This is a genomic window from Pseudomonas sp. OTU750018 (genome assembly GCF_011636575.1).
Taxonomy (GTDB): Bacteria; Pseudomonadota; Gammaproteobacteria; order Pseudomonadales; family Pseudomonadaceae; genus Aquipseudomonas; species Aquipseudomonas peli.
Genome location: NZ_JAAPAU010000004.1, coordinates 249,202 through 273,134, shown reverse-complemented (window position 1 = coordinate 273,134; position 23,933 = coordinate 249,202). Strand labels below are relative to the sequence as shown.

The window sequence follows — 23,933 nt, the reverse complement described above, 5'->3', positions numbered from 1 at the left end:
AGTAAAAGGCACGGCACTGGCCAATGCCCTGTATCGATAAGGTCGTTATGCCTCAGCCCGGTTTTGCCAGGGCAAGGTTGTTGTGGCAGCCAAGACGGTGGCCTTGGTTGCCAATGAATCAGGTCGAAGGGGTCAGAGCGGCCCGTGGCCGTATGCGTGACAGCAGCCAGTCCAATGCCCAGATCAACAGCAAGGAAGCACCCACCAGCGGGAAAGCCGCGCCCAGCAAGCCCATGATGACAATCGCGGTTTTCCAGCGTGGCAGGTCGTGGCGCAGTGGCGGTACGCCAAGCTTGCCGCTCGGCCGACGCTGCCACCACATAATCAGGCCGCTGATCGCACTGAGCAGCACCAGCAGGCAGACCGCGAGCATCAGCAACTGGTTGGCCAAGCCGAACAGCTTGCCCTCATGCAGCATCACCCCGGTTTCCACGGTTTTTGCCACCACGCCGTAATCCTTCCAGCGCACATCGGCGAGCACTGCACCGCTGTACTGATCGATGTGCAGAGTGGCGTCGTTACGCGGGTCGTCGGCAAACAGGGCGATGCTGTACACCCCGGTTTCACCTTTCGGCAGGGTGATGCTGTAACCCGGCTGTACACCGCGCTCAGCCGCGGTGTCGACCACGTACTGCAGCAGGTTGGCCGGGGCCGCAGGCGTCTCGGCAGTGGCATGGCCGTTATGCGCAGCGTGTGGATCGGAAGCCGGCAGCGGCGTGGTTTCCACCGCCCAGGCCACGGTCTGCTGACTGCTGGTATTGAGGCTGCCGGTGAGCTTGCCGGACTGCGGTACGTCGTCCCACATCGCCGCAGGGAAGTGGTTCCAAGCGCCGGCAAACTGGGCGCCCCAGAAGCCGGTCCAGGTCATGCCGGTGAGCAGCATAAACAGCAACAGCAGCGAGCCCCAGAACCCGGTGACCGCGTGCAAGTCACGCCACAGCAACCGCCCACGGGCACTCAGCCTTGGCCACAGCACACCGGCGCCGGAACGCCCGCGCGGCCACCACAGGTAAAGGCCGGAGACCACCAGCACAATGCCCCAACCGGCCGCCAGTTCGATCAAACGATCACCCAGCGTCCCAACCATCAAGTCGCTGTGCAGCTGACGGGCGATGGCCTGCAGGTTGAACTGCGCATCCTGGCTACCGAGAATCCTGGCGCTGTAGGGATCAACGAATACATTGAGCCCCTGGTCGGCGGTTTCCAGCACAAACTGCGCGCTGCGCTCGGCGTTCAGCGGCGGCAGGTACTGCGTGATGCTCGCCTGGGGATACGCCTGGCGCACCAACGCCAATTGCTGATCCGCCGAGATCGCCTGCTCGGCAGGCGTGACCTGCAGCAGCTCGGCATACATCAACTGGTCAAGTTGTGGCTTGAACAGGTAGATGATGCCGGTGACCGAGAGCAGGATCAGAAACGGAATCACAAACAGCCCGGCATAGAAATGCCAGCGCCAGGCCAGGTTGTAGAACGAGATGTTTGGCGTCGTCGACTTCTGCATAGTCATCTCCAGGCATGGCCAAAATCAGTGATGGATCGGCAGCAGTTCATCGGTGCTGCCCGCGGCGCAGCAGGCTCAGGCCCACCAGCGCCAACAGCACATGCGCCAACGCGACGATGCCCAGCAGCAGGTGCTTGTAGCCATTGCCCAGGCCTGCGAGAAATTCCCACTTGTGCAGGTAGGCGAAGGTCCAGCCTTCCGTGCGGTCGGCATCCTGCACACGACTGGCCAAAGCACCGTCTAACGGGTCGATAAACAGCGAGGTGTTGTGCGCATCGGCATAGCTGGCCTTGAACACCGGCAGACGCTTGAAGACGAAGCCGTACTCATGGTCGAAGCTGTGCTGCAACGTGAGCGCCTGCGCCTCACCCAACCCCAGAGACTTGGCGTAATGATCGAGACGCTGCTGCGCATAACGGCGCGGCGTGTCATTGCCCAGTTCACGGCCCTGAGCATCCAGGTAGTGCAGGCTGGGCATGCTGGCGAACTGCTGCCCCTGGGCACGCCAGATCGGCTTGCCGTCGAGTTCAAGCAGGCTGAGCATGTACAGCTCTTCACCGGCCAGCAGCCAGTCGGCCGCCGGTGCCTTGTCCAGCTCGGCCACGTTAAAGCTCGGCACAAACGGCGCTGGCCAGGGCTGCGCACCTTGCTTGTGCAACAGGTGCCAGGCACCGCTGCTGGCAAAGCTCAACGTCGCTAAAGCGAGCCCCAGCCCCCACCAGCCATGCAGCCGGCGGTTGAAGGTACGGGCACGCCGACGGGCGATAAACAGCGCCACACCGAACAGCGTCGCCGAGACAATCGAGGCCAGCAGCACCAGCATCAGCACCGGCCGCAACGGGCCCGCCGCATCCAGCCAGCGAAAGCTGTGCATCGTCTGGAAGAACGCGCTGAACCAGGCCTTGCGCTCGTCCACCAGGGTGCCGAGGCGGTCATGGAACAGGTCAACATACAGGCGCAACGAATCATCGCGCTGGGTGTCGACCCGCGCCACCGGCAGCAGGCGGTTGATAAAGGCATATTCACCGGTGAACCGCTCGATGCTGCCGGCGTAAGCCAGCGGCTCGTCGCGGCCCAGGTAATGCCGTGCCAGGCTCTCGGCATGGGCAGCGGCCAGATCGACCGCCTGACCACTGCGGGCATGCCAATAACGCGGCTGCAGTTCGCCAGCCAGACGCGCCTGGTAATACGGCTCACCGGCCAGCACCAGCAGGCGCAAGCCTTGCACCTGTGCAACACCCGCCGCGCCGAGCACCTGCGCGGGACTGCGCAGGTTATCCAGCGGCAACACCTGTTGCGGTGTGGCCATGGTTTGCGGACGCGGCTGCAGGTAGCCCATCAGCGGGTGCAGCATGCCGCTGCCCGCCCAGCTGAAGATGCCCAGGCAGGCCAGCAGCGCCAGGCGCTTGTGCCACGGCATCAGCCGCAGCAGGCGCTGGCGCCAGGTCAGGCGCGGTAGCTCTTGTGCTTGCAGGGCCGCCGTCAAAGCTTCCACTCCAGGCCGACATACAGGCTGCGACCGTCACCGGGCATAAACAGCGCGGCATCCTGGCCGTTGGCGTTGGCCACAACGCCGGTGGTGGAGATATAGGTCTTGTCCGAGAGGTTGCGCCCTTCGACGAAGAAGCCCAGGCCTTCACGTGGACGATAACCGCCCTTCAGCCCCCAGATCGCATAGGCTTCGGCATACAGCGACTCGGCGTGGTCGGCGGCGTAGTGCACCGGCACCCACTCGACGGTTGGGCCGGCATACCAGCCATTGCGCTGCCACAGCGCCTCCCCCTTGAGGAACTGGCTCGGCACGCCGGCAATGCGGTTGTTGCCGTAGGCCGGGTCGTTGTCGAAGCGGAAGTCATTGAGCAGGTACTGACCGCGCAACACCACCTCACCCAGCTGCCAGGCACCACCGAACTCGATGCCCTGGTGCACGGTGCGGTCGGCGTTGGTGGTGATCACCTGGGTCGGGGCCAGCGGGTTGACGTAACCCAGCAGCTCGTCGCGAATCTCGCTGCGGTAAGCCGCCAGGTCCAAGTCCAGATTGCCCTGGGTGAAGCGCATACCGGCCTCCAGGGTGGTGGCCTTCTGCGCCTCGTTCTCGGTGACGATGGCGCCCCCGGTCAGCTCGCTAAAGGTCGGCGGCTCGTAACTTTGGCTGAGGTTGGTGAACAGCTGCACACCGTCGGCCAGGTCATGACGCAGGCCGATACGGCCAATCCGGGCACTGTAGCTACGGTTGAATGACGCATCTTGGAAACCCGTCGGCACCCCGACGAAGTTGAAGCTGCTCTTCAGCTTGTCATCGATATCGCGCTCGCTGTGCAGCCAGGTCAGGCCGCCGATCAGTGCCCAGTCCTCGGCCAGCGGCACTTCCAGCTCGGTAAAGGCATTCAGGCTGCGCGCCGTCTGCACCTGACGGTCCACCAGGTTGCCGCGTTTACCGCGCACGTTAACGTAGTTTTCTGCCTGGTTACGGCCTTGCAGCGCTTCCACGCCACCGCTCCAGCGCCAGCCATCCGTGTTCTGCCACTTGTGGGTCAGGCGTACGCCGACATCTTCACTGTCGACTTCCAGCACCTGGAATATCGGGTGCCACAGCGATTTCTCGCTGTAGAAGCTCGACAGCTCCAGGCTATGGCCGCCGTCCAGTTGCAGGGTGGTGATATTGCCGATGCGGTTGAGGGTGAAGTCGCGCTTGTTATCGCCGGTCACCGTGCTCAGCGCGGCCTGCTCGGGGTTACGCCGCAGCTGCGCCTTGGTCAGGCTGCCGGGGATTTCCGAATCGGTTTCCACGTGGCTGATATAGAAGCGGGTCGACAGTCGCTCGTTGATCCGCCCGCCGATATTGGCGAAGTAGCGCTGGTTCTCCTGGCGCGCGTGATCGCGAAAACCGTCCTGGGAATAGTCGGAGAAGCTCAGGTAGGCATCCCAGTCGCCAAAGTCTTCAGCCACCGCCCCGAAGATGCGCTGGTAATCGAAACTGCCCGCTTCGGTGCGCAGCTGCACCGTGGGCGCGGTCTTGCCGGTGGGCGTGACGAAGTTGATCGCACCACCCAGGTTGGCAGCGCCATAGCGCCAGGCGTTGGCGCCGCGCATGACCTCGATATGGTCCAGGGCAATCGGCTCGATGGCCTGAAAGTCACCACTGCCATCCGCCAGGTTGAGTGGCGCGCCGTCCTGCATCAGCAGGATGCCGCGCTGGTGGAAGGTGCGCTGCAAGCCAGAGCCACGGATCGACAGACGCGATTCCTCGGCGCCGGAGCGCGACTGAATGTACACACCGGTGGCCTGGCCCAAAGCATCCTGCGGCGAGCTGGCGCGGCCGGTCTTGTAAGTTTCGGCATCGACGACACTGGCACCACCGGGAATCCGCGCAAACTCGGCGCGCTTCTCGGCAATCGTCGGAGCAGTGGCATCGCCCTGCTGTTTACCAACGATGGTGCTGTCTTCCAGTTTTAGCTGCTCGGCATAGGCGGAACTGGCCAGGCTGATGCTGACAGCCAACAGGCTGAATACGGATATCTGACGCATGGACTTCCCCAACTTCGGTCCGTCGGGTGCTCTTAAAGCACCGACAGACGCGGTTTTTTATCTGGTTTCAAGTGATCAGCGCGGCCGCAAATGCGGCCGCAGCAACAGCAACTCAAGCCAGAACGGGGGATGCGCGGGGGTTGGCCGAGGGCCAGAGGTAGCGTACAGGTCGCGGGGTGAAGAAGAACGTCAGCAGGGGCGCGCGACTGGGCGCCAGCAGGCCCAGCAGACCGAAGAACGCCGCCAGGATGATCGCACTGAAGGTGGAACTCAGGGAGCAACCGGAACCGGTAGCAGGATTGGGCGCCACCACACCGGAACCTTCCAGATCAGCACCGGCGCCGAAGTTGCCCTCAAAGGAGCAGTACTGGCTGCCCAGCCCGCTGAGCTGCAGGCCAGCCATCTGCCCGTGACCGATACTGCAGGCGAACGCACTGAACAGAACGCTGAAATACAGCATCCAGGCCAGCAGGCGACGATCAGTACGGGTCATTTTCATGGGGCGCGACTCTAGCATTGCTCCGGGGCACATGTGACACAGCGGGACTGCGATGGATTGCCGCAGCGCGCTGGCGGCAATCTTAGCAGACCGTTGGAAAATGTTGGCGAGGAAGCCGAGACAAGGCAAAAACAGGCGAGGAAGCGGAATGTACGAGCTGTACCTGAGCATTCCGAGCCTGTTTTTAACGCAGTATCGGCGACGTAGGTAGTTTTCCAACGGTCTGCTAGTTCGGCCAGGGTGCCTGCGCCAACAACTCCGCGCAGCGAAGTTGCACGAACTCACGCAGCAGCAACACCGGTTTGCTCAGTTGCGCGCGGTGCGCGCAGATCAGGTTGAGCGGTGTCGGCTCACCGCGCAGCTCAGATAGCAGCACCTGGAGTCGTCCGGCACGTACATCGCCAGCTACATCCAGCCAGGATTTGTAGACCAGCCCGGCACCGCTGACCGCCCAGCGCCGGACTACGTCGGCATCGTCACTGACCCGGTCACCTTTGACGCTGATGCCCTGCTCGCGCTTGCCGTCGCTGAAGCGCCAGCGGTCATGCAGCCGCCCGCCGAGCATATAGAGCAGGCAGTTGTGTTCGCTCAGCTCATCGACCGTTTGCGGCGTTCCGTGCTTGTGCAGGTACTGCGGTGCGGCGCACAACACGCGGCGGTTGGCAGCAGCCACGGGCAAGGCAACCAGGCTGGAGTCCTCCGGTGCGCCGTAGCGCAGGGCAATGTCAACCGGCTCGCGAAACAGGTCGGCCACGCGATCGCCCAGCAACAGACGCAACTGCACCTGCGGATGCGCCAGCTGAAATTCATCCAACCAAGGCAGCAAGGTATTGCGACCGAAATCCGACGGTGCAGACAGCTGCAACGGTCCACTGATACCAATCTTGCTGCCGGCTAACTGCTGCCGGCCGTCATCCAGACTCTGCAAGGCCAAGCGCGCATGACCAAGAAACAGCTCGCCCTCCGGGGTTAGGCGCAGGCTGCGGGTAGAGCGGCTGAACAGGCGAACGTCCAGTTGCTGCTCCAAGCGCTTAAGCGCAGCGCTGGCCACCGCCGGGGAAATGTCCAGGCGCCGGGCGGCGGCCGACAGGTTGCCTAGGTCAGAGGTGGTGACAAACAACTGCAGATCATCAAAACGCAGCATGGCGGCTCATTTTCAAAAAAGTATTGAAAGAGACTCTAGTAGCCGCCTGTTTTTCTCGTCAATCAAATAACCGAGCATGTGCAGCACTTGAACCGGAGTCCGCCATGACCACGCCACTGACTTTGATTGCCACCATCACCGCACGCCCCGGCCATGCCGAGGCGGTTGAAGCCGGTCTGCGCCAGCTGGTGCCGCCTAGCCAGGCCGAAGCCGGTTGCCTGCAATACAACCTGCACCTGCATCAGGAGCAGCCCAACCGCTTCATCATGGTTGAGCAATGGCTGGATGCCGCCGCCCTCAGCGCGCACCAGCAGACCGCCCACTTTCTGCACTTCGGCGAAACCTGCGGCAACCTGCTGGAACAGGTCGATCATCAATTGATGCAACGCATTGTCTAAGGAGCACGTCATGAAAGCTGTCGCCTATTACCACTCCCTGCCCGCCGACCACGCCGACGCCCTGCAGGATGTTGACCTGCCGACTCCAACCCCCGGTCCGCGCGATCTGCTGGTCGAGGTCAAGGCCATTTCAGTCAACCCGGTGGACACCAAAATCCGCCGTAACGTCGCCCCAACCGACGGCGACGCCAAGGTGCTGGGCTGGGATGCCAGCGGTATCGTCAAAGCGGTGGGCAGCGAAGTCAGCCTGTTTCAGCCCGGCGACCGGGTGTATTACGCCGGAGCGATCAACCGTGCCGGGGCCAACAGCGAACTGCATGTGGTGGATGAGCGAATCGTCGGGCACATGCCCAAGAGCTTGCCGTTTGCCGAAGCCGCCGCCCTTCCGCTGACCGCGATCACCGCCTGGGAGCTGCTGTTCGAGCGTCTGCAGATCACTCAGGGCAACACTGACCTGGGCCAGAGCCTGCTGATCGTCGGCGCCGCTGGTGGCGTTGGTTCGATTCTGGTGCAGCTGGCCCGCCAACTCACCGGCCTGACCGTGATCGGCACCGCCTCCCGTCCGGAAACCCAAGCCTGGGTCCGCGAGCTGGGCGCGCACCATGTGATCGACCATCGTCAGCCGCTGAGTGAAGAGCTGAAACGCATCGGCATCAATCAGGTCACGCACGTCGCCAGCCTGACCCAGACCGACCAGCACTTCGCGCAACTGGTCGAAGCCCTGGCACCGCAAGGTCGTCTGGCATTGATCGATGACCCGGAGCAGCCACTGGACATCATGCAGCTCAAGCGCAAAAGCCTGTCGCTGCACTGGGAACTGATGTTTACCCGCTCGCTGTTCGAGACCGCCGACATGATCGAGCAGCATCGCCTGCTGGATCGGGTGGCCGAACTGGTGGATGCCGGCACCCTGCGCACCACCCTGGGCGAGCATTTCGGCAGCATCAACGCCACCAACCTGCGCCGCGCGCACACGCTGCTGGAGAGCGGGACAGCCAAGGGCAAGATCGTTCTCGAAGGGTTTTAACGGCGCGGCACTCCCCGGTTCACGTTCCGCGTGAGCCGGGCAGCTTTTTTATCACGCACCCTGCATTCGATAAGCGGCCAGCTAGACTCATTACATTGCCGTTGCAGGGGCAATTTCCCACTCAACTCTTTCAACCTGGCTTGCCATTGGCGGTAAGGGATGCAACCCGATCTTCAAGGCCCACTGCGCCTGGCTGGCGTATATATCCTGTTCAGCACCCTGTGGATTTTCGGCAGCGACTACCTGCTGCATGCTCTGGTCAGGGACAGTGAACTGATGGCCGAGCTGCAAACAGGCAAAGGCCTGCTGTTCATATTGCTCAGCACCGGGCTGATCTTCTTTGTCAGCCAGCGTGATCGCCTGGCGCAGCGCCAATTACTGGAAAAACTCACCGATAAAAGCCGCCTGCTGCACCATACCCAACGTAACGCCGGCCTGGGCAGTTGGGAGTACCGCGACGGCTTTCATTGGAGCGAGGAAGCCCTCTGCCTGCTAGGCCGCAACGCTGACAGCTCACCGTGCGCTCCTGAACAGCTGCTCAGTTGGCTGCACCCCGCCGAACGCGCTGCCGTGCAACGTGCTCTGCATGCCCTGCTCGATGACCACCACCGCATGATGGTCAGCGCACGCCTGCTGCAACCCAACCCCCAGCAGACCACCTGGTTGATGCTGCGCGGCGAAGCCGACGCTGATGGCCGCATCTTTGGCACCGTGCAAAACATCAGCGCGCAGAAGCGTGATGAAAGCGCCCTGCGCGAGAGCGAGCAGCGCTTTCGCCTGCTGTTCGAACAGACGCCACGGATTGCCGTACAGGGTTATGACCGCGAACGCCGGGTGATTTACTGGAACCAGGCCAGCACCCTGCTCTACGGCTACGCCGTGCATGAGGTGATGGGGCGGCGCCTGGAAGAGCTGATCGTGCCGCTCCCCGCACGCAGTAAAGTGGCCAGCGCGATCAACCAGTGGCAACTCGGCGGCTCACCAATCCCGGCGGCTGAGGTGCAGTTGCAGCGCAAGGACGGCAGCCTGGTGTGGGTCTATTCCAGCCACCTGATGCTGCGCAACAGCCTGGATCAGCTGGAGCTGTACTGCGTCGATATCGACCTCACCGAACAGAAGAAAATCGACAGCGAATTGCAGGTCAGCGAGAGCCGCTACCGCTCGCTGGTCGAGCACCTCGGCGATGCGATTTTTATCACCGATGCCGACGACAAGCTGAGTTTCCTCAACCCCGCCTGGGAAGAAATCAGCGGCTACCCCATCCATGAAAGCCTGGGCAGCCCACTGCACCGTTTTATGCCCGAACTGAGTCAGACCACAGTGCGCCAACGCCTGGAAGAACTGCGCAGCGGTAAGCTCAACAGTCTGCGCCTGGAGTGCCAATTGCTCACCCACAAGGGTGAAGCTCGGCAGGTTGAATTGCAGCTGAATCTGAGCAAGCTCGAACACACGCTACACGGCAGCCTGCACGACGTGCATGAGCGCTATCAGACGCAACACCTGCAGCAGGCACGCAATGCGGTACTCGACGAACTGCTGGGGCTGCACCCACTGTGCAACATTCTCAGTGGCATCACCCGGCGCCTGGAAAGCCTGCAGCCGCAGATGCGCGTGTCGATCATGCTGCTCGACGAGCATCAACGCCTGCGTATAGGTGCCGCACCGAGTTTGCCGGACGCCTATTGCCAGGCCATCGAGGGCGTTGAAGCCGCGCTGGAAGTGGGTTCATGCGGGCATGCGGCCGCGAGTGGCGAGTTGGTGATCGCCGAAGACCTCAGCCAGCACCCCTATTGGCGCGATTACCAACACGTTGCCCTGGCTGCTGGTCTACACGCCTGCTGGTCGCTGCCATTCAAAGATGACAATGGTCAGGTGCTGGGCACCTTTGGCATCTACTACCCGCAACCAACCCGACCCAGCGCAGCCGATATCGCCCTGGTTACTGAGTTCACTCGCCTGGCAGGGCTCGCCGTGCAGTTCAGTGCCACACGGGTGAGTTGATCTGCCCGACGGCAGGTCAGCAGTGATTGATTTGTTACAGGTCAATGAAAGTTCATACCGAGCGACTAGACTGGCTTCTCCGAAAACCTAATTACCTCCGCTCGCGCTGTGGCCAGGCAATCCCTGGGCGTCAACAGCCACTGAGGGTTCATAACGGGTTCTTACAGAGGAGGCTCGGCGATGAATGTCATGATCCAACCGGTCAAAACGGCTGCAGGTCCCGGCTGGCAAGTCTGCTTAGGTAAGCAGAGTGTGACCTTTCGCAGTGAAAGTGAAGCACGCCAGTTTGTCAGCACCCTGCAAGCGCGCCTCAGTGCGCCACATGAATTGCCTATGGCGCGACGGCGGGCGGCCAGCTGAGCCTAAGCGCGGCCCACACCACGCTCGACCCAACGGGTGAAGAGGGAAAAGCTCACGGCCAATACCCCGCAGCCGAATATCACCACGGCAATCGGCCAGGCACTGCCGTCATGCAACACGCCAACCATGGCGGCGGCACTGGCGGCGATCACGAATTGCAGGCTACCCAGCAGCGCTGACGCACTGCCGGCATGGCTACCCTGCCCCGCCATGGCGCAGGCCGAGGCGTTGGGCAGAAGAATGCCCAAGCTGGCAATGCAGCCGAACAAGGGAATCAGCAGCGGCCACAAGGCCTGTGGCTTGGCCAGTGCCACCAGTAGCAGCGCCAGGCCACAAGCCAGGTAGAACCACACGGTCTTGCCTAGCCAGTATGCCGGTCCGTGCCGCGCCACCAACCAGGCGTTCAGCTGCGCGACCAGAATAAAGCCAAGGGCGTTGCTGCCGAACAGCCAGCCGTAATGCTCGGCGGGGATGCCATACAGCTCGATAAATACGAATGGCGAGCCGGCGATATAGGCAAACATCCCGGCGATCGCACAGCCACCGGTCAACGCGTACCCCAGAAACGGCAAGTCAGCGAACAGCCGCTTGTATTCCCCCAGCGCGCCACGCAAAGGCGCAGGCGGTGCGTCTTTGGCCAGGGTTTCCGGCAACCACCTTGCCACTGCCAATAGGCAGATAAAGCTGAACAGCGTCAGGCAGATAAAAATCGACGGCCAACCCAGTGTACTGAGCAGCAACCCACCGCCCAGCGGCGCGAGAATCGGCGCCAGGCCCATCACCAGCATCAGCTGGGAAAACACCTTGGCCGAGCTGATCGGATCACACAGGTCGCGCACCACCGCCCGCGATACCACCATCCCGGCGCAACCGCCCAAGGCTTGTACAAAGCGTGCAGTAATGAGCCATTCCAGGCTGGGCGCCAGGGCACAGGCCAGTGATGCCAGGCTGAACAGCATGACGCCGACCAGCAGAGGTTTACGCCGACCAAAGCGGTCCGCCAGCGGGCCATAGGCCAGTTGACCGATGGCCAAGCCTGCAAAGTAGGCTGCCAACGACAGCTGCACGTGCTCCACGTCCGTGGCAAATGCACGTGCCAAGGTTGGGAAGCTCGGCAGGTAAAAATCGATAGCCAACGGGCCAAAAGCGCTTAATGCACCGAGAACCAACAAAAGACGTAACGGCATGGGTGTCCAGACAAGAAGTGGTAACAGAGGCAGGCTCAGCGCATATGGCCTGCTCGGAGAGAACCCAGGAAAGCAAAAAAGGCGCCGATTGACTTGCGCTGGGCGCTGCAAGTCAACCTACGCCCCACGTTAAAGCCAGAACATCAAACGGAGGTGTCGGCTTTTTTCCGGCCCTTGCCGACCTTCTCTGCCAACGATTCCACCAACAGGTAGAACATCGGAATCAGGAAGATCGCCAGGAAGGTTGCCGCCATCATCCCGCCGATTACCCCGGTGCCGATCGAGTGACGACTCGCTGAGCCTGCGCCCGAGCTGATCGCCAACGGCACAACACCGAGAATGAAGGCCAGCGAAGTCATGATGATCGGACGGAACCGCAGGCGCGAGGCCTCCAGTGCCGACTCAAAGATGCCCATGCCCTGATGCCGGCAGAGCACGGCGAACTCGACGATCAGAATGGCGTTCTTCGCCGCCAAGCCGATTAGGGTGACCAGGCCAACTTGGAAGTACAGGTCGTTCTCGATGCCGCGCAGCCACACCGCGAGAATCGCCCCGAACACCGCAAACGGCACCGCCGTAACTACGGCCAGCGGCAGGGTCCAGCGTTCATACTGGGCAGCGAGGATCAGGAACACCATGATCAGGCCGAAGATAAAGGCACTGCTGCCCGAACCTTGCGATGCCACTTCCTGGAAAGCCGAGCCGGTCCAGCCGATGCTGTAATCGCTACCGAGCACCTCATCCGCCACTTGCTGAATCGCACTGAGCGCCTGACCGGAGCTGTAGCCAGGTGCCGGCCCGCCAAGGATCTTCGCCGCCGGGTAGACGTTGAAGCGTGCATAGGTATCCGGGCCGAGTATCCGCTCAACCTTGACCAGGCTAGCCAGTGACACCAGCTCGCCACTGCCCGCACGCACATAGACCTGGGACAAATCTTCCGGCTTGCTGCGGAACTCCGCTTCTGCCTGCAGGCTGACCTGGAAGGTACGGCCATACAGGCTGAAATCGTTGACGTAGTAGCTGCCAAAAGTCGCTTGCATGGCGGTGAATACATCATTCACCGCCACACCCAGGGCGCGCGCCTTGGTCCGGTCCAGATCGATAAAGTATTGCGGCACGTTGGCGCTGAAGGTGCTCTGCACCCCTGCCAGCTCAGGGCGTTTCGCGGCGGCGGCGAGGAAGGCCTGAACCTTGGCCGCCAGTTCGGCGGTGGTGCCGCCACTGCGGTCCTGAATAAAGCCTTCAAAACCGCCGGTGGTGCTCATACCGGTGATCGGTGGCGGGTTGAAGCTGAGTACCACGCCGTCCTTCTGCGCGGCGCCCATACCCATGAATTCACCGGTCAAGTTGCGCGCGTCCAATTCAGGCGTGGTGCGCTCACTCCAGTCTTTCAGCGGCACGAAGGACACCCCTGCGTTGCTGCGGGTGCCGAAGGTCAGCACGTCGAAGCCGGCAAAGGTCACCACATCCTGCACCGCTGGGTGCGCCATCAACTGCTGGGTCACGTCACCGGTGAGTTTCTCGGTGCGGGTCAGCGAGGCGGCCGGCGGCAGGAAGTAGGCGTTGATCACATAGCCCTGGTCTTCATTGGGCACCAGGGAGCTGGGCACCCGGTTGAACAGCAGCACCATCACCGCGATCATCGCGCCGAATAGCAGCAGGCCGACTGCCGAACGCTTGAGGAAGAAGCGCACACCAGCGGTGTAACCATTGGTCAGTTTGTCGAAGACCCGGTTGAAGGCCCGGAATGGCGCCGCCGGTTCGTGGTGCCCGGGCTTGAGCAGCAAGGCGCATAGTGCCGGGCTCAGAGTCAGGGCGACGATGCCGGAGATCACCACCGATACGGCAATGGTGATGGCGAACTGTTTATACATCTCCCCGGCCAGGCCGCCTAGGAAGCCCACTGGCACGAATACCGCGCAGAGCACCAACACGATGGCGATGATCGGCCCGGTCACTTCTTCCATGGCCTTGATGGTCGCTTCACGCGGGCCGATCTTGTCGGTAGCCATTACCCGCTCGACGTTTTCGATCACCACAATGGCGTCGTCCACCACGATACCGATAGCCAGCACCATGCCGAACAGGGTCAGCAGATTGATCGAGAACCCGAGCATGTACATGCCGGCGAAAGTACCGACCAGCGAAACGGGAATTGCCAGCACCGGGATCAGCGTGGCGCGCCAGTTCTGCAGGAAGATAAATACGACCAGCACAACCAGGATCAAGGCTTCGAAGAAGGTCTTGATCACTTCATCAATCGACACCTGAACGAACTTGGTGGTGTCGTACGGCACCTTGTAGGTCATACCGCTGGGGAAGTTCTTCGACAAACGATCGAGCGTCTTGCTCACCGCCTCGGCAGTGTCCAGAGCATTCGCGCCTGGCTGCAGGTACACACCGAAAGCAGCGTTCTGCTGACCGTTGAGCGAGGTCATCAGCGAGTAGTCCTGGGCACCCAGTTCGATCCGTGCAACGTCCTTGAGCAGCAGGCTGGCACCGGTATCATCGGTGCGCAGGATGACGTTCTCAAACTCTTTCGGGTCGGTGAACCGGCCCTGGGTGGTCACCGTGTAGGTGAAATCCTGCTTCTGCTTGAGCGGCTGCTGGCCGAAGCTGCCGGCTGCGAACTGCGAGTTCTGCTCGCGGATCGAATTGACCACATCGGTCGGCGTCAGGTTGTACTGCGCCAGCTTGTCCGGACGAAGCCAGATGCGCATGGAATAGTCTTTCGAGCCGAACTGGCTGACATCACCCACGCCCGGCAGACGCTTGAGTTCGTCGATCACGTTGATCAGCGCATAGTTGCTGATATACACCGGGTCGCGCGAACCATCCGGCGAGTACAGGGTGACCACCTGAAGAATGTCAGAAGACTTCTTCTGCACCTTGACGCCCTGCCGGCGCACTTCTTCCGGCAGTTTGGCCAGGGCGGCTTGCACCCGGTTGTTGACGTCGATAGTGGCCTGGTCGGGGTCGCGGCCTACCTCGAAGTACACCGACAGACTCATGGCGTTGCCGCCGGAGTTGGACTGCTGGTAGATCATTCCCTCCACGCCGTTGATCGACTGCTCCAGCGGCGCTGCCACTGTTTCAGCAATCACCTGGGCGCTGGCACCGGCATAGCTGGCGCTGACCGACACCTGCGGTGGCAGGATCTGTGGGTACTGGGCGATCGGCAGCGAGCGCATGGCCATCAGGCCCGCCAGCACGATGATGATCGAGATGACCGCGGAGAATACCGGACGGTCGATAAAGAAGCGTGAGATCACCGGGTACGCTCCTTAGGATTGGCTGGTGGCAGGGGCAACAACTTTGACGGGGCTGTCTGGACGCACTTTCGGCAGGCCTTCGACAATCACCCGATCGCCAGCGCTGATACCGGACACAATCACCCAGCGGCCTTTAGCCGTATGCCCGGTGGTGACCTGACGCTTACGCGCAACACCGCCATCGTCCACCACATAGACAAATGTTCCGCCTGGGCCCTGGGCAATCGCGCGCTCTGGCAGGGTCATGGCATTAGGAATGCTCAGGCCTTTGACCTGCACGCGGACGAACTGACCCGGCAACAGCGTCTGATCCGGGTTAGGCACCACAGCGCGCGCGCTGACGGTACCGGTGCCGCGATCCACCAGGCTGTCGGTAAAGTCCACCTTGCCTTCCAGCGGGTAGACACTGCCGTCACCCAGTTTGATCTGCACACTCATCTTGCCGTCTTCCGGCAGCACCAGGCTGCCGTTTTGCAGCCCACTGCGCACGCTTTCTACGTCGGAATCGGGGGCGGCAAAGTTGACGTAAATCGGGTCCAGTTGGGTGATATTGCTCAGCAGGCTGGCACTCGGATCGCCGGCCACCATCAGGCTGCCTTCGGACACGGTTTCCTTGCTGGTGATACCGGAGATCGGCGCTTTTACCGTGGTGTAGTCGAGGTCGATCTGCTTGGACTGCACCTCGGCCTCGGCGGCCTGGATATTCGCCTTGCTCTGCTCGAAATTGGAGATGGCATTGTCCAGTTCACTTTCGCTGGCAAAGCCCTTTTTCTGCAGTTCGCGGATGCGTTTGAGGTCACGCTCGGTCTGCCGATAGCGCGCCTGCTCTTGCGCCAACGCACCCTTGGCACGGCTCAGGGCGGCCTGGTAGGTGCGCGGATCGATGCGGAACATCACCTGGCCTTTTTTGACCTGGCTACCTTCCAGGTAGGTCCGCTCCTGCAGAATGCCGCTGACCTGAGCCCGCACCTGCACTTCGCGGAAGCCGGCAGTGCGCGCGGAATATTCAAGCTCCAGCGGCAAGGCCTCGGCCTTCACGGTTTCGACCACCACCTCGGGCGCTGGCGCAGCGTCGGCAGCAAACAACGGGGCGGCCCAAAAAGCCAACAGCAAGGAACCGGCAGTGACCGGCAGGCGACGGGGAAAAAGCATGGATGTCTCCGAATAAACGCAAGGTGCAACGTTTGAGACCGGCAATGCTAGTTACATACACGAGTGTTTGTAAATAGAACATTACCCATAAGTTCATTACACTTTGTCCTGAGCCTAGCCAGAAATACGCCTACTGCCATGCGTCGAACCAAAGAAGAAGCCGAGAAAACCCGTTGCGCCATCCTTGAGGCCGCCGAAACGCTGTTTCTGGAAAAAGGTGTGGCGCACACCAGCCTGGAGCACATCGCCCGGCATGCAGGGGTAACGCGCGGCGCGGTGTATTGGCACTTTGCCAACAAGGCGGATCTGTTCAACGCCATGCTCGGCCAAGTCCGTCTGCCGCCCGAGCAATTGGCCGAGCGATTGCGCGGCTGCCCGGCCCATGACCCGCTCATGACTCTGCGAGAGCTGTGCATTGAGGCCATCGAAAACCTGGCGCGCGATCAACAAAAACGCCGCATCTTCACGATTTTGCTGCGCCGATGTGAGTTTACCGAAGAGCTGCGCGAGGCCGAAGAACGCCACGAAGCCTTTATCAATCTGTTTATCGCGCTCTGCGAACAGCAGTTCAGTGCACCGTCTGTCGCATCACGGCTGCACGCTGGGTTGAGTCCGCGCCTTGCAGCGAGGGCTGTGCACGCGCTGATTGTCGGTTTATTCCACGATTGGTTACGCGACCCCAATCTGTTCGATCCGCTCAGCGATGCTGCGCCGATGATCGATGCCTGCTTTCGTGGGCTGATCCGCGATTGGCCAGACGCAACTGTGCTTACGCCAGGCTAACCCCGTAGCCCTGTTCAACGATGGCCACCATCAACTGATCCACCGGCATGCTGCTGCTCACCCGCACCTCACCGCCGGGAAATTTCACTTTCACATCCGCCGCCGGATCACAGGCCAACAGCGCCTCGGTGATGGTTTTGACGCAATGTTGGCAAGTCATGCCATCAACCCGGAATGCGTGAACTTGAGACACTTGCATAAACAACCTCCTGAATTAATAAACCGCATGATAAACGGTTAGCTGAGTGTTGCCCTTGCCATAAGCGTAAGGTCAAGGGATATAACGGCTTGACCTTACCCACATGGCAAGGTTGATCCTGTGCTGGAACTCAATAGAGGACCACCCATGTCCAGCCTCACTACCTTCAACCTGCCCATCAGCGGTATGACCTGCACCAGCTGCGCCGGGCGGGTCGAGCGCGCCCTGGCCAAGGTGGCGGATGTCGCCAGCGTCAGCATCAACTTGGCCAGTGAACAGGCCCGCGTCGAAGCGCCCGCTGACAGCCTGGAACAGTTGGTAAATGCCGTTAGTGCAGCCGGCTATCAAGTACCCAGCGAGCGTCTGGAGCTGGCTCTTTCCGGCATGACCTGCGCCAGCTGTGCGGGGCGTATCGAACGCGCCCTGGCGCAGCAACCGGGCGTGCTCTCGGTCAGCGTCAACCTGGCCAGCGAGCGGGCGCAGTTACAGCTGCTGCGCGGCACTGATCACCAGGTTCTGCTGCACGCCGTCAGCCAGGCCGGCTACCGCGCCAGCGTGCTGGACGATGCAAACCGGACTCAACCAACGGCTGAGCGACATCTGCAGCGCGAGCGCTGGGCCCTGCTGCTGGCGATTGTGCTGACCGTACCGCTGGTCATTCCCATGCTCGTCGAACCCTTCGGCCTGCACTGGATGCTGCCGGCCTGGCTGCAGTTCGCCCTGGCCACGCCGGTGCAATTTATCTTCGGCGCACGCTTCTACCGCGCGGCCTGGAGCGCCCTGCGCGCCCGTGCCGGGAATATGGATCAGCTGGTGGCCATCGGCACCAGCGCCGCTTACGGCCTGAGCCTGTATCAGTGGGCGGTAAGCCCGGCTGGCAGCATGCCCCATCTGTATTTCGAAGCCTCGGCGGTGATCATCACGCTGATCCTGCTCGGCAAATACCTGGAAAGCCGCGCTAAACGCCAGACCAGCAGCGCCATCCGCGCCCTGCAGGCACTGCGTCCGGAACGCGCCCTGCGCCTGCGCGATGGCGTCGAGGAATGGGTGGCGCTGGGTGAGCTGCAACTGGGTGACGCCATCGTGGTCAAGCCCGGCGAACGCTTCCCGGTCGATGGTCTGGTTCGCGAAGGCCAGAGCCATGCCGACGAGGCCCTGATCAGCGGCGAGAGCCTGCCGCAACCCAAGCAGCCGGGTGACAGCGTCACCGCCGGGGCAATCAACGGCGAAGGTCGCCTGCTGGTGGAAACCACCGCCCTCGGTGCGGAAACCGTGCTGTCACGGATTATTCGTCTAGTCGAGGATGCTCAGGCAGCCAAGGCGCCGATCCAGAAATTGGTGGATAAAGTCAGCCAGGTGTTCGTGCCCAGCGTGCTGCTGATCGCCCTGGCTACCCTGCTCGGCTGGCTGTTCTACGGTGCAGGTATCGAAACCGCGCTGCTAAATGCCGTGGCCGTACTGGTCATCGCCTGCCCCTGCGCCCTCGGTCTGGCCACGCCCACCGCGATCATGGCCGGCACCGGCGTGGCGGCGCGCCACGGTATTCTGATCAAGGACGCCGAAGCCCTGGAAATCGCCCATTCGGTGACCCTGGTGGCCTTCGACAAGACCGGCACCCTGACCTCCGGCGCGCCACGTATCGCCCACCTGCGTGCAGTAGACGGCGACACGACCCAGCTGCTGCAACTGGCCGGCGCCCTGCAGCGCGGCAGCGAACATCCGCTGGCCAAGGCGATGTTGGATCAGTGCACAGAACAACAACTGAGCCTCGCCGACGTCAGCAACAGCAAGGCGCTGGCCGGGCGCGGTATCGCCGGGCAGATCGGCGAGCGGCAACTGGCACTAGGCAACAAGCGCCTGCTGGAAGAACACTTCCTGCACCACGATGAACTGGCAACCGACGCCCTGGCCTGGGAAGCCGAAGGCCGCACCCTGTCCTGGCTGCTGGAATTGGCGCCGCAACCGCAGGTGCTCGGCCTATTTGCCTTTGGCGACACACTTAAACCCGGCGCAGCCGAGGCCATCGCCGCGCTGACTGCTCAAGGCATTGCCAGCCATCTGATAAGCGGCGACAACCCCGGCAGCGTCAAGGCGGTGGCCGACGCCCTGGGCATCAGCGCCGCGCATGCTGAGGTGCTGCCGGCGGACAAAGCGGCGATCATCAACGAGCTGAAAAAAAACGCGGTGGTGGCCATGGTCGGCGACGGCATCAACGACGCACCCGCGCTAGCCGCCGCCGATGTCGGCATCGCCATGGGCAGTGGTACCGATGTGGCCATGCACGCCGCCGGCATCACCCTGATGCGCGGCGACCCGCGTCTGGTGGCCGACGCCCTGGATATCAGCCGGCGTACCTATAACAAGATCCGCCAGAACCTATTCTGGGCCTTCGCCTACAACCTGGTCGGCATTCCGTTGGCGGCCGCTGGCCTGCTTAACCCGATGCTCGCGGGTGCGGCCATGGCGCTAAGCAGCGTCAGTGTGGTGAGCAACGCCTTGCTGTTGAAAACCTGGAAGCCGCCACAACACAAATAACCCGTAGGAGAACCTGATGAATATCGGCCAAGCCGCCAAGCAAACCGGCCTGAGCGCGAAGATGATTCGCTACTACGAAAGCATCGACCTGCTGCCCGCCGCCGGCCGCAGCGACAGCGGCTACCGCCAGTACAGCCAGCAGGACCTGCACCGTCTGGCGTTTATCAAGCGCTCACGCGACCTGGGCTTTTCCCTGGCCGAAGTCAGCCAGCTACTGGCCCTGTGGCAGGACCGCCATCGCGCCAGCGCCGATGTCAAAGCACTGGCCGCTGCACATATCACCGAGTTGGAACGCAAGATCAGCGAACTCAGCGGCCTGCGCGACACCCTCAAGGAGTTGATGGACAACTGCCAGGGCAACGACCGCCCGGACTGCCCGATCCTCAAGGATCTGGAGTCCGGCAGTTGTCATTGAAGGCCTAGAGCCTGTTTACGATCTCGCGAGCTAGAGCCAGACAAGGCAAAAACAGCCGAGGAAGCGGAGTTTACGAGCTGTAAATGAGCATTCCGAGGCTGTTTTTAACGCCGGATGGCCGACGCGCAGCAGATCGTAAACAGGCTCTTAGATCACCTGCTGCAAGGCCCGGCAATCTACCGCGAAATGATCGGCCAACTCCGGCCAAGGGTTTTCCGCCAAGTTGACCAGCACGCTGCGCGCGCCGGCAGCGCGGGCGCATTCCAGGTCAAAGCGGTAATCGCCAACCATCACCAGTTCGCTCGGCGCCACTTGCCAGGTTCTGGCGAAATGCAGCAGGCCACCCGGATCAGGCTTGGGCGGCGCCTCGTCACGGCCAATCACGTCCGGCACGGCAAAGCAGTCGTCCAGACCGATGGCGCGCAGGGTCAGTAGCGCCAGTTCATGGGCGTTGCGGGTGAGAATGCCAAGCCGGCAACCACGCCCGCGCAGCTCGCGCACCAGTTCAATCGCCCCGGGGGCTGGCTGCGAAGCCAAAGCCAGTTCACGCTCATGCTCCAGCAGCCAGGCATGTTTGGCCGCAGCCACCGCCTCAGGCAACGACGCCAGATAGCCAAGAATGTCTTCAGCTAGCGGAATATCCAACGCTCGCTTGATGGCCTCGAAGTCGTGCACCGCCAGGGTCAGGGTGCCGTCCATATCGAACACCCAATGGCGGGCAGCGCTCAGGCTCACTTCCAGTCCTCACGAACCCGAGTCAGCCCTTCTTGGGCGACCGAGGCGACCAACTGTCCCTGGCGGTTGAAGATGCTGCCACGAGAGAAGCCACGGGCATTGCCGGCCCAAGGGCTGTCCATGCTGTAGAGCAGCCAGTCATCCATGCGCAGGTTGCCGTGGAACCACAGCGAGTGGTCGAGGCTGGCGACCTGCATGAACTTCTGCCACACCGACACGCCATGCGGCAGCATCGAGGTGGTCAGCAGGTTGAAGTCGCTGGCGTAACCCAACAGGTACTTGTGCAGCTGAGGATCATCCGGCAGCTCCCCAGCCGCACGGAACCACACATGCTTGACCGGTTCGCTGGGTTTGGGCGCAAACGGGTTGCTCAGGGTTACCGGACGGATCTCGATCGGTTTGTCGCTTACCGCGCGTTCACGCATGCGTTCCGGCAAGGCATCCACCACCAGACGCGCCAGTTCGGTTTCCGATTTGAGGCCTTCTGGACCCGGCACGTCCGGCATGCTGTTCTGGTGATGAAAACCCTCTTCATCGAACTGAAACGACGCGCTGCAGGTAAAGATCGGCTTGCCCTTCTGGATCGCTGTCACCCGCCGCGTGCTGAAACTGCCACCATCACGCACGCGCTCAACCTGATACACCACCGGCAACGTGGCATCGCCGGGACGCAGGAAGTAGCCGTGCATGGAATGCACATGGCGCGCGGCCTCGACCGTCTGACTGGCCGCCGATACACATTGGCCGAGCACCTGACCACCATACAGCTGGCGAAAGCCGAGGTCCTGGCTGACGCCGCGGAACAAATTCTCTTCGATGGTTTCCAGGGTCAGCAGGGCGACCAACTCATTCAACACCTGACTCATGCATGCTCTCCTGTGAACGCATCTGGCTGGGGGCGAGATGGTAAAGACTTTGCCAACGCTTGTCGGCCCGACTGAAAGATGGATGTGGACAATAATGGCAGCATTCTAGCCAATCGAGCGCGGAGCTTGAGCGCAAGCAGAGCCTGCCGCCATACTTTGGCCACTTCCGCCCGAGCCCGCCCCCATGCGCCTGCCGCTGGTCTACCACGACGATTACAGTCCGCCCTTCCCGGCCAACCACCGCTTCCCCATGGAGAAGTTTCGCCTGCTGCGCGATCACCTGGTGGAAAGCGGCCTGAACACCGATGCCGAACTGCTGCGCCCTGAACTGTGCCCCACCGACGTACTCGCCCTGGCCCACTGTCCGGCTTATATCCAGCGTTTCGCCAGCGGCGAACTGGCATATGAAGAACAACGCCGCCTCGGTCTACCCTGGAGTGCAGCCCTGGCGCAGCGCACCATTCGCGCGGTGGGCGGCTCCCTGCTGGCGGCGGAGCAAGCACTGCAACACGGTCTAGCCTGTCACCTGGCCGGCGGCACCCATCATGCGCATTACGACCATCCGGCCGGTTTCTGCATTTTCAATGACCTGGCAGTGATCAGTCAGTACCTGCTGGCCAGCGGCAAGGTCCAGCGCGTGCTGATCTTCGACTGCGACGTGCACCAGGGCGATGGCACCGCGCGCCTGCTGGAGAACACCCCGGAAGCGATCACCGTGTCGCTGCACTGCGAAAAGAACTACCCGGCGCGCAAAGCCGCCAGCGACTGGGACATTCCCTTGCCCAACGGTATGGGCGACGCCGAGTATCTGAAGGTGGTGGATGACACCCTCAACTACCTGCTACCGCTGTATCAGCCAGATATCGTGTTGTATGACGCTGGCGTTGACGTTCACCAGCACGATGCCCTCGGCTACCTCAACCTGACGGACGCCGGCATCGCTGCCCGTGACGAGGCTGTGCTTAACCACTGCCTGAGCCGTGACATTCCGGTGGTCGGCCTGATCGGCGGCGGCTATGACAAGGACCGCATGGCCCTGGCCAGGCGCCACGGGATTCTGCATCACTGCGCAGCCAAGGTCTGGCAAATGCGTGGGCTGGGATAAAAGCGCCATAGGCGCTGTCACATCGCGCATCTTCACGACCAAGGAATTCGCCCAGCATGTACGCCAAACTCAACACCTTGCCGGCCCTGCTGGCCATACTCGCACTCGGCAGCGCCGCCCATGCCGACGACACACTGCAGACGCGGGTGAACGAAACCATTCGTCCGCTCATGACGGAACACGATATTGCCGGTATGGCCGTGGCGATTACCTATAACGGCCAGGCGCACTACTTCAACTACGGCGTGGCGCGCATGGACGACCCGCAGCCGGTGAGCAGCGACACCCTGTTTGAAATCGGTTCGCTCAGCAAACCGCTTACCGCCACCCTCGCCGCCCTGGCCCAGGCCACCGGCAAGCTGACCCTCGCCGACAGCGCCGGCCAGCACTGGCCCGAGCTGCAAGGCAGCCAGCTGGAACACGCCAGCTTGCTCAACCTCGGCACCTACACCGCCGGCGGGCTGCCGCTGCAGTTCCCTGACAACGTGATCGACCCGGCCAGCATGCTCGACTACTACCGCCAGTGGCAGCCTGAATACGCGGCGGGCACACACCGGCGCTATTCCAACCCCAGCATCGGCCTGCTCGGCATGCTCGCCGCCAAGAGCATGGGCCAGCCGTTCTCCACCTTGATGGAGGGCACGCTGTTCCCCGCGCTCGGCATGTCGCACAGCTATATCCAGGTGCCGACAGCGCAGCTGCCGCGCTATGCCTTCGGCTACAGCAAGGACAACCAGCCGCTGCGCGTCACCCCGGGCATGCTCGACGCCGAAGCCTACGGGGTGAAAACCAACGCCCGGGACATGCTGCGTTTTATCCAGGCCAACCTGAATCCTGCCGGTCTGAATAAAGACCTGCAGCGCGCCATCGCCATGACCCACACCGGCTATTACCGCGTCGGCGAGATGACCCAAGGCCTCGGCTGGGAGCGTTACCCCTACCCGATCAGCCTGGAGCGCCTGCAGGCCGGCAACTCCCCGGCCATGGCCCTGGAGTCGCAACCCGCTACACGTCTCACACCAACAGAAAGTGAGCCAAGCGACAGCCTGTTCAATAAAACCGGCTCAACTGGCGGCTTCGGCGCCTACGCGGTGTTTGTCCCCAGTCAGAACCTCGGCCTTGTAATGCTGGCCAACAAGAACTACCCCAACGCAGCCCGAATCAAAGCGGCCCACGCCATACTGAACGCCTTGGATAAAAACGCCGCCCAATACTGAAAAGGAATA

General features: G+C 62.1%; 20 protein-coding genes. 9 read left to right on the top strand and 11 right to left on the bottom strand.

All coding sequences use genetic code 11. From position 1 onward, the window contains the following. Positions 1 to 118: 118 nt before the first annotated feature. The 5 genes from HCI85_RS19960 to HCI85_RS19940 all read right to left on the bottom strand — a co-directional run bounded on the left by HCI85_RS19960 (position 119) and on the right by HCI85_RS19940 (position 6,672). The gene (locus HCI85_RS19960) at positions 119 to 1,501 is read right to left on the bottom strand and encodes a PepSY-associated TM helix domain-containing protein (protein WP_167147510.1); all 1,383 of its coding nucleotides are present in this window, start codon (positions 1,499 to 1,501) and stop codon (positions 119 to 121) included. A 46-nt stretch (positions 1,502 to 1,547) separates the two neighbouring features. Continuing rightward, positions 1,548 to 2,996, bottom strand: a complete 1,449-nt coding sequence (locus HCI85_RS19955) for a hypothetical protein (protein ID WP_446730798.1) — start codon at positions 2,994 to 2,996, stop codon at positions 1,548 to 1,550. Next, positions 2,984 to 5,029: a TonB-dependent receptor family protein gene (locus HCI85_RS19950; RefSeq protein ID WP_167147502.1), complete on the bottom strand. Its 2,046-nt coding sequence runs from the start codon at positions 5,027 to 5,029 to the stop codon at positions 2,984 to 2,986. Before HCI85_RS19950 ends, HCI85_RS19955 begins: the two co-directional genes overlap by 13 nt. A 112-nt stretch (positions 5,030 to 5,141) precedes the next feature. After that, the gene (locus HCI85_RS19945; RefSeq protein ID WP_160089054.1) at positions 5,142 to 5,528 is read right to left on the bottom strand and encodes a DUF2946 domain-containing protein; all 387 of its coding nucleotides are present in this window, start codon (positions 5,526 to 5,528) and stop codon (positions 5,142 to 5,144) included. 226 nt (positions 5,529 to 5,754) lie between these two features. Continuing rightward, positions 5,755 to 6,672 carry a LysR family transcriptional regulator gene (locus tag HCI85_RS19940; protein WP_167147499.1) on the bottom strand — a complete coding sequence of 306 codons (918 nt, stop codon included), beginning with the start codon at positions 6,670 to 6,672 and terminating at the stop codon, positions 5,755 to 5,757. Positions 6,673 to 6,776: 104 nt separating this feature from the next. Here HCI85_RS19940 and HCI85_RS19935 point away from each other — a divergent pair, with 104 nt between their 5' ends. The 4 genes from HCI85_RS19935 to HCI85_RS19920 all read left to right on the top strand — a co-directional run bounded on the left by HCI85_RS19935 (position 6,777) and on the right by HCI85_RS19920 (position 10,458). Further along, entirely contained in the window at positions 6,777 to 7,070 is a 294-nt protein-coding gene (locus tag HCI85_RS19935) for a putative quinol monooxygenase (protein WP_167147496.1), read from the top strand. 10 nt (positions 7,071 to 7,080) lie between these two features. Next, on the top strand, positions 7,081 to 8,097 hold the full coding sequence (locus tag HCI85_RS19930; protein WP_167147493.1) for a zinc-binding alcohol dehydrogenase family protein: 1,017 nt from the start codon (positions 7,081 to 7,083) through the stop codon (positions 8,095 to 8,097). A gap of 159 nt (positions 8,098 to 8,256) precedes the next feature. Continuing rightward, a complete protein-coding gene (locus HCI85_RS19925) occupies positions 8,257 to 10,098 on the top strand; it encodes a PAS domain S-box protein (RefSeq protein WP_167147491.1) in 1,842 nt (613 codons plus the stop codon). Positions 10,099 to 10,278: 180 nt separating this feature from the next. Next, positions 10,279 to 10,458 (top strand): hypothetical protein, encoded by a 180-nt coding sequence (locus tag HCI85_RS19920; RefSeq protein ID WP_167147489.1) that lies wholly within the window; start codon positions 10,279 to 10,281, stop codon positions 10,456 to 10,458. Positions 10,459 to 10,460: 2 nt separating this feature from the next. On the opposite strand, the gene HCI85_RS19915 is transcribed toward HCI85_RS19920, so the two are convergent. The 3 genes from HCI85_RS19915 to HCI85_RS19905 form a co-directional block, all read right to left on the bottom strand. Continuing rightward, positions 10,461 to 11,645 (bottom strand): multidrug effflux MFS transporter, encoded by a 1,185-nt coding sequence (locus HCI85_RS19915; protein WP_167147487.1) that lies wholly within the window; start codon positions 11,643 to 11,645, stop codon positions 10,461 to 10,463. Positions 11,646 to 11,788: 143 nt separating this feature from the next. Beyond that, the gene (locus tag HCI85_RS19910; protein ID WP_167147485.1) at positions 11,789 to 14,917 is read right to left on the bottom strand and encodes an efflux RND transporter permease subunit; all 3,129 of its coding nucleotides are present in this window, start codon (positions 14,915 to 14,917) and stop codon (positions 11,789 to 11,791) included. 12 nt (positions 14,918 to 14,929) lie between these two features. Next, entirely contained in the window at positions 14,930 to 16,069 is a 1,140-nt protein-coding gene (locus HCI85_RS19905) for an efflux RND transporter periplasmic adaptor subunit (RefSeq protein WP_160089068.1), read from the bottom strand. Between the two features lie 138 nt (positions 16,070 to 16,207). Here HCI85_RS19905 and HCI85_RS19900 point away from each other — a divergent pair, with 138 nt between their 5' ends. Beyond that, on the top strand, positions 16,208 to 16,852 hold the full coding sequence (locus HCI85_RS19900) for a TetR family transcriptional regulator (RefSeq protein WP_167147483.1): 645 nt from the start codon (positions 16,208 to 16,210) through the stop codon (positions 16,850 to 16,852). Here the strand turns inward: HCI85_RS19900 and HCI85_RS19895 are convergent. Then, positions 16,839 to 17,051 (bottom strand): heavy-metal-associated domain-containing protein, encoded by a 213-nt coding sequence (locus HCI85_RS19895; RefSeq protein WP_090255433.1) that lies wholly within the window; start codon positions 17,049 to 17,051, stop codon positions 16,839 to 16,841. The genes HCI85_RS19900 and HCI85_RS19895 overlap by 14 nt on opposite strands. A gap of 147 nt (positions 17,052 to 17,198) precedes the next feature. Here HCI85_RS19895 and HCI85_RS19890 point away from each other — a divergent pair, with 147 nt between their 5' ends. Together HCI85_RS19890 and cueR are read left to right on the top strand one after the other, a co-directional pair. Further along, entirely contained in the window at positions 17,199 to 19,586 is a 2,388-nt protein-coding gene (locus tag HCI85_RS19890) for a heavy metal translocating P-type ATPase (RefSeq protein WP_167147481.1), read from the top strand. A 16-nt stretch (positions 19,587 to 19,602) separates the two neighbouring features. Beyond that, positions 19,603 to 20,001, top strand: a complete 399-nt coding sequence (cueR, locus tag HCI85_RS19885; protein WP_167147479.1) for a Cu(I)-responsive transcriptional regulator — start codon at positions 19,603 to 19,605, stop codon at positions 19,999 to 20,001. Between the two features lie 147 nt (positions 20,002 to 20,148). Here cueR and HCI85_RS19880 read toward each other — a convergent pair whose 3' ends face one another. Together HCI85_RS19880 and tesB are read right to left on the bottom strand one after the other, a co-directional pair. After that, the gene (locus tag HCI85_RS19880; RefSeq protein ID WP_241693822.1) at positions 20,149 to 20,736 is read right to left on the bottom strand and encodes an HAD family hydrolase; all 588 of its coding nucleotides are present in this window, start codon (positions 20,734 to 20,736) and stop codon (positions 20,149 to 20,151) included. Beyond that, on the bottom strand, positions 20,733 to 21,602 hold the full coding sequence (gene tesB / locus HCI85_RS19875) for an acyl-CoA thioesterase II (RefSeq protein ID WP_167147477.1): 870 nt from the start codon (positions 21,600 to 21,602) through the stop codon (positions 20,733 to 20,735). The genes HCI85_RS19880 and tesB overlap by 4 nt, the downstream gene beginning before the upstream one ends. Before the next feature lie 184 nt (positions 21,603 to 21,786). On the opposite strand from tesB, the gene HCI85_RS19870 reads away from it, so the two are divergent. Further along, positions 21,787 to 22,707, top strand: a complete 921-nt coding sequence (locus tag HCI85_RS19870; protein WP_167147475.1) for a histone deacetylase family protein — start codon at positions 21,787 to 21,789, stop codon at positions 22,705 to 22,707. A gap of 56 nt (positions 22,708 to 22,763) precedes the next feature. Beyond that, on the top strand, positions 22,764 to 23,924 hold the full coding sequence (ampC, locus tag HCI85_RS19865; RefSeq protein ID WP_167147473.1) for a class C beta-lactamase: 1,161 nt from the start codon (positions 22,764 to 22,766) through the stop codon (positions 23,922 to 23,924). Positions 23,925 to 23,933: the final 9 nt, after the last annotated feature.

Bases quoted from the DNA above. Each gene is read 5' to 3' on its own strand.
- HCI85_RS19960 (WP_167147510.1), bottom strand. From the start codon at position 1,501: ATGCAGAAGTCGACGACGCCAAACATCTCGTTCTACAACCTGGCCTGG.
- HCI85_RS19890 (WP_167147481.1), top strand. From the start codon at position 17,199: ATGTCCAGCCTCACTACCTTCAACCTGCCCATCAGCGGTATGACCTGC.
- HCI85_RS19870 (WP_167147475.1), top strand. From the start codon at position 21,787: ATGCGCCTGCCGCTGGTCTACCACGACGATTACAGTCCGCCCTTCCCG.
- HCI85_RS19945 (WP_160089054.1), bottom strand. From the start codon at position 5,528: ATGAAAATGACCCGTACTGATCGTCGCCTGCTGGCCTGGATGCTGTAT.
- HCI85_RS19940 (WP_167147499.1), bottom strand. From the start codon at position 6,672: ATGCTGCGTTTTGATGATCTGCAGTTGTTTGTCACCACCTCTGACCTA.
- HCI85_RS19950 (WP_167147502.1), bottom strand. From the start codon at position 5,029: ATGCGTCAGATATCCGTATTCAGCCTGTTGGCTGTCAGCATCAGCCTG.
- HCI85_RS19920 (WP_167147489.1), top strand. From the start codon at position 10,279: ATGAATGTCATGATCCAACCGGTCAAAACGGCTGCAGGTCCCGGCTGG.
- cueR (WP_167147479.1), top strand. From the start codon at position 19,603: ATGAATATCGGCCAAGCCGCCAAGCAAACCGGCCTGAGCGCGAAGATG.
- ampC (WP_167147473.1), top strand. From the start codon at position 22,764: ATGTACGCCAAACTCAACACCTTGCCGGCCCTGCTGGCCATACTCGCA.
- tesB (WP_167147477.1), bottom strand. From the start codon at position 21,602: ATGAGTCAGGTGTTGAATGAGTTGGTCGCCCTGCTGACCCTGGAAACC.
- HCI85_RS19915 (WP_167147487.1), bottom strand. From the start codon at position 11,645: ATGCCGTTACGTCTTTTGTTGGTTCTCGGTGCATTAAGCGCTTTTGGC.
- HCI85_RS19935 (WP_167147496.1), top strand. From the start codon at position 6,777: ATGACCACGCCACTGACTTTGATTGCCACCATCACCGCACGCCCCGGC.
- HCI85_RS19900 (WP_167147483.1), top strand. From the start codon at position 16,208: ATGCGTCGAACCAAAGAAGAAGCCGAGAAAACCCGTTGCGCCATCCTT.
- HCI85_RS19930 (WP_167147493.1), top strand. From the start codon at position 7,081: ATGAAAGCTGTCGCCTATTACCACTCCCTGCCCGCCGACCACGCCGAC.
- HCI85_RS19895 (WP_090255433.1), bottom strand. From the start codon at position 17,051: ATGCAAGTGTCTCAAGTTCACGCATTCCGGGTTGATGGCATGACTTGC.
- HCI85_RS19905 (WP_160089068.1), bottom strand. From the start codon at position 16,069: ATGCTTTTTCCCCGTCGCCTGCCGGTCACTGCCGGTTCCTTGCTGTTG.
- HCI85_RS19925 (WP_167147491.1), top strand. From the start codon at position 8,257: ATGCAACCCGATCTTCAAGGCCCACTGCGCCTGGCTGGCGTATATATC.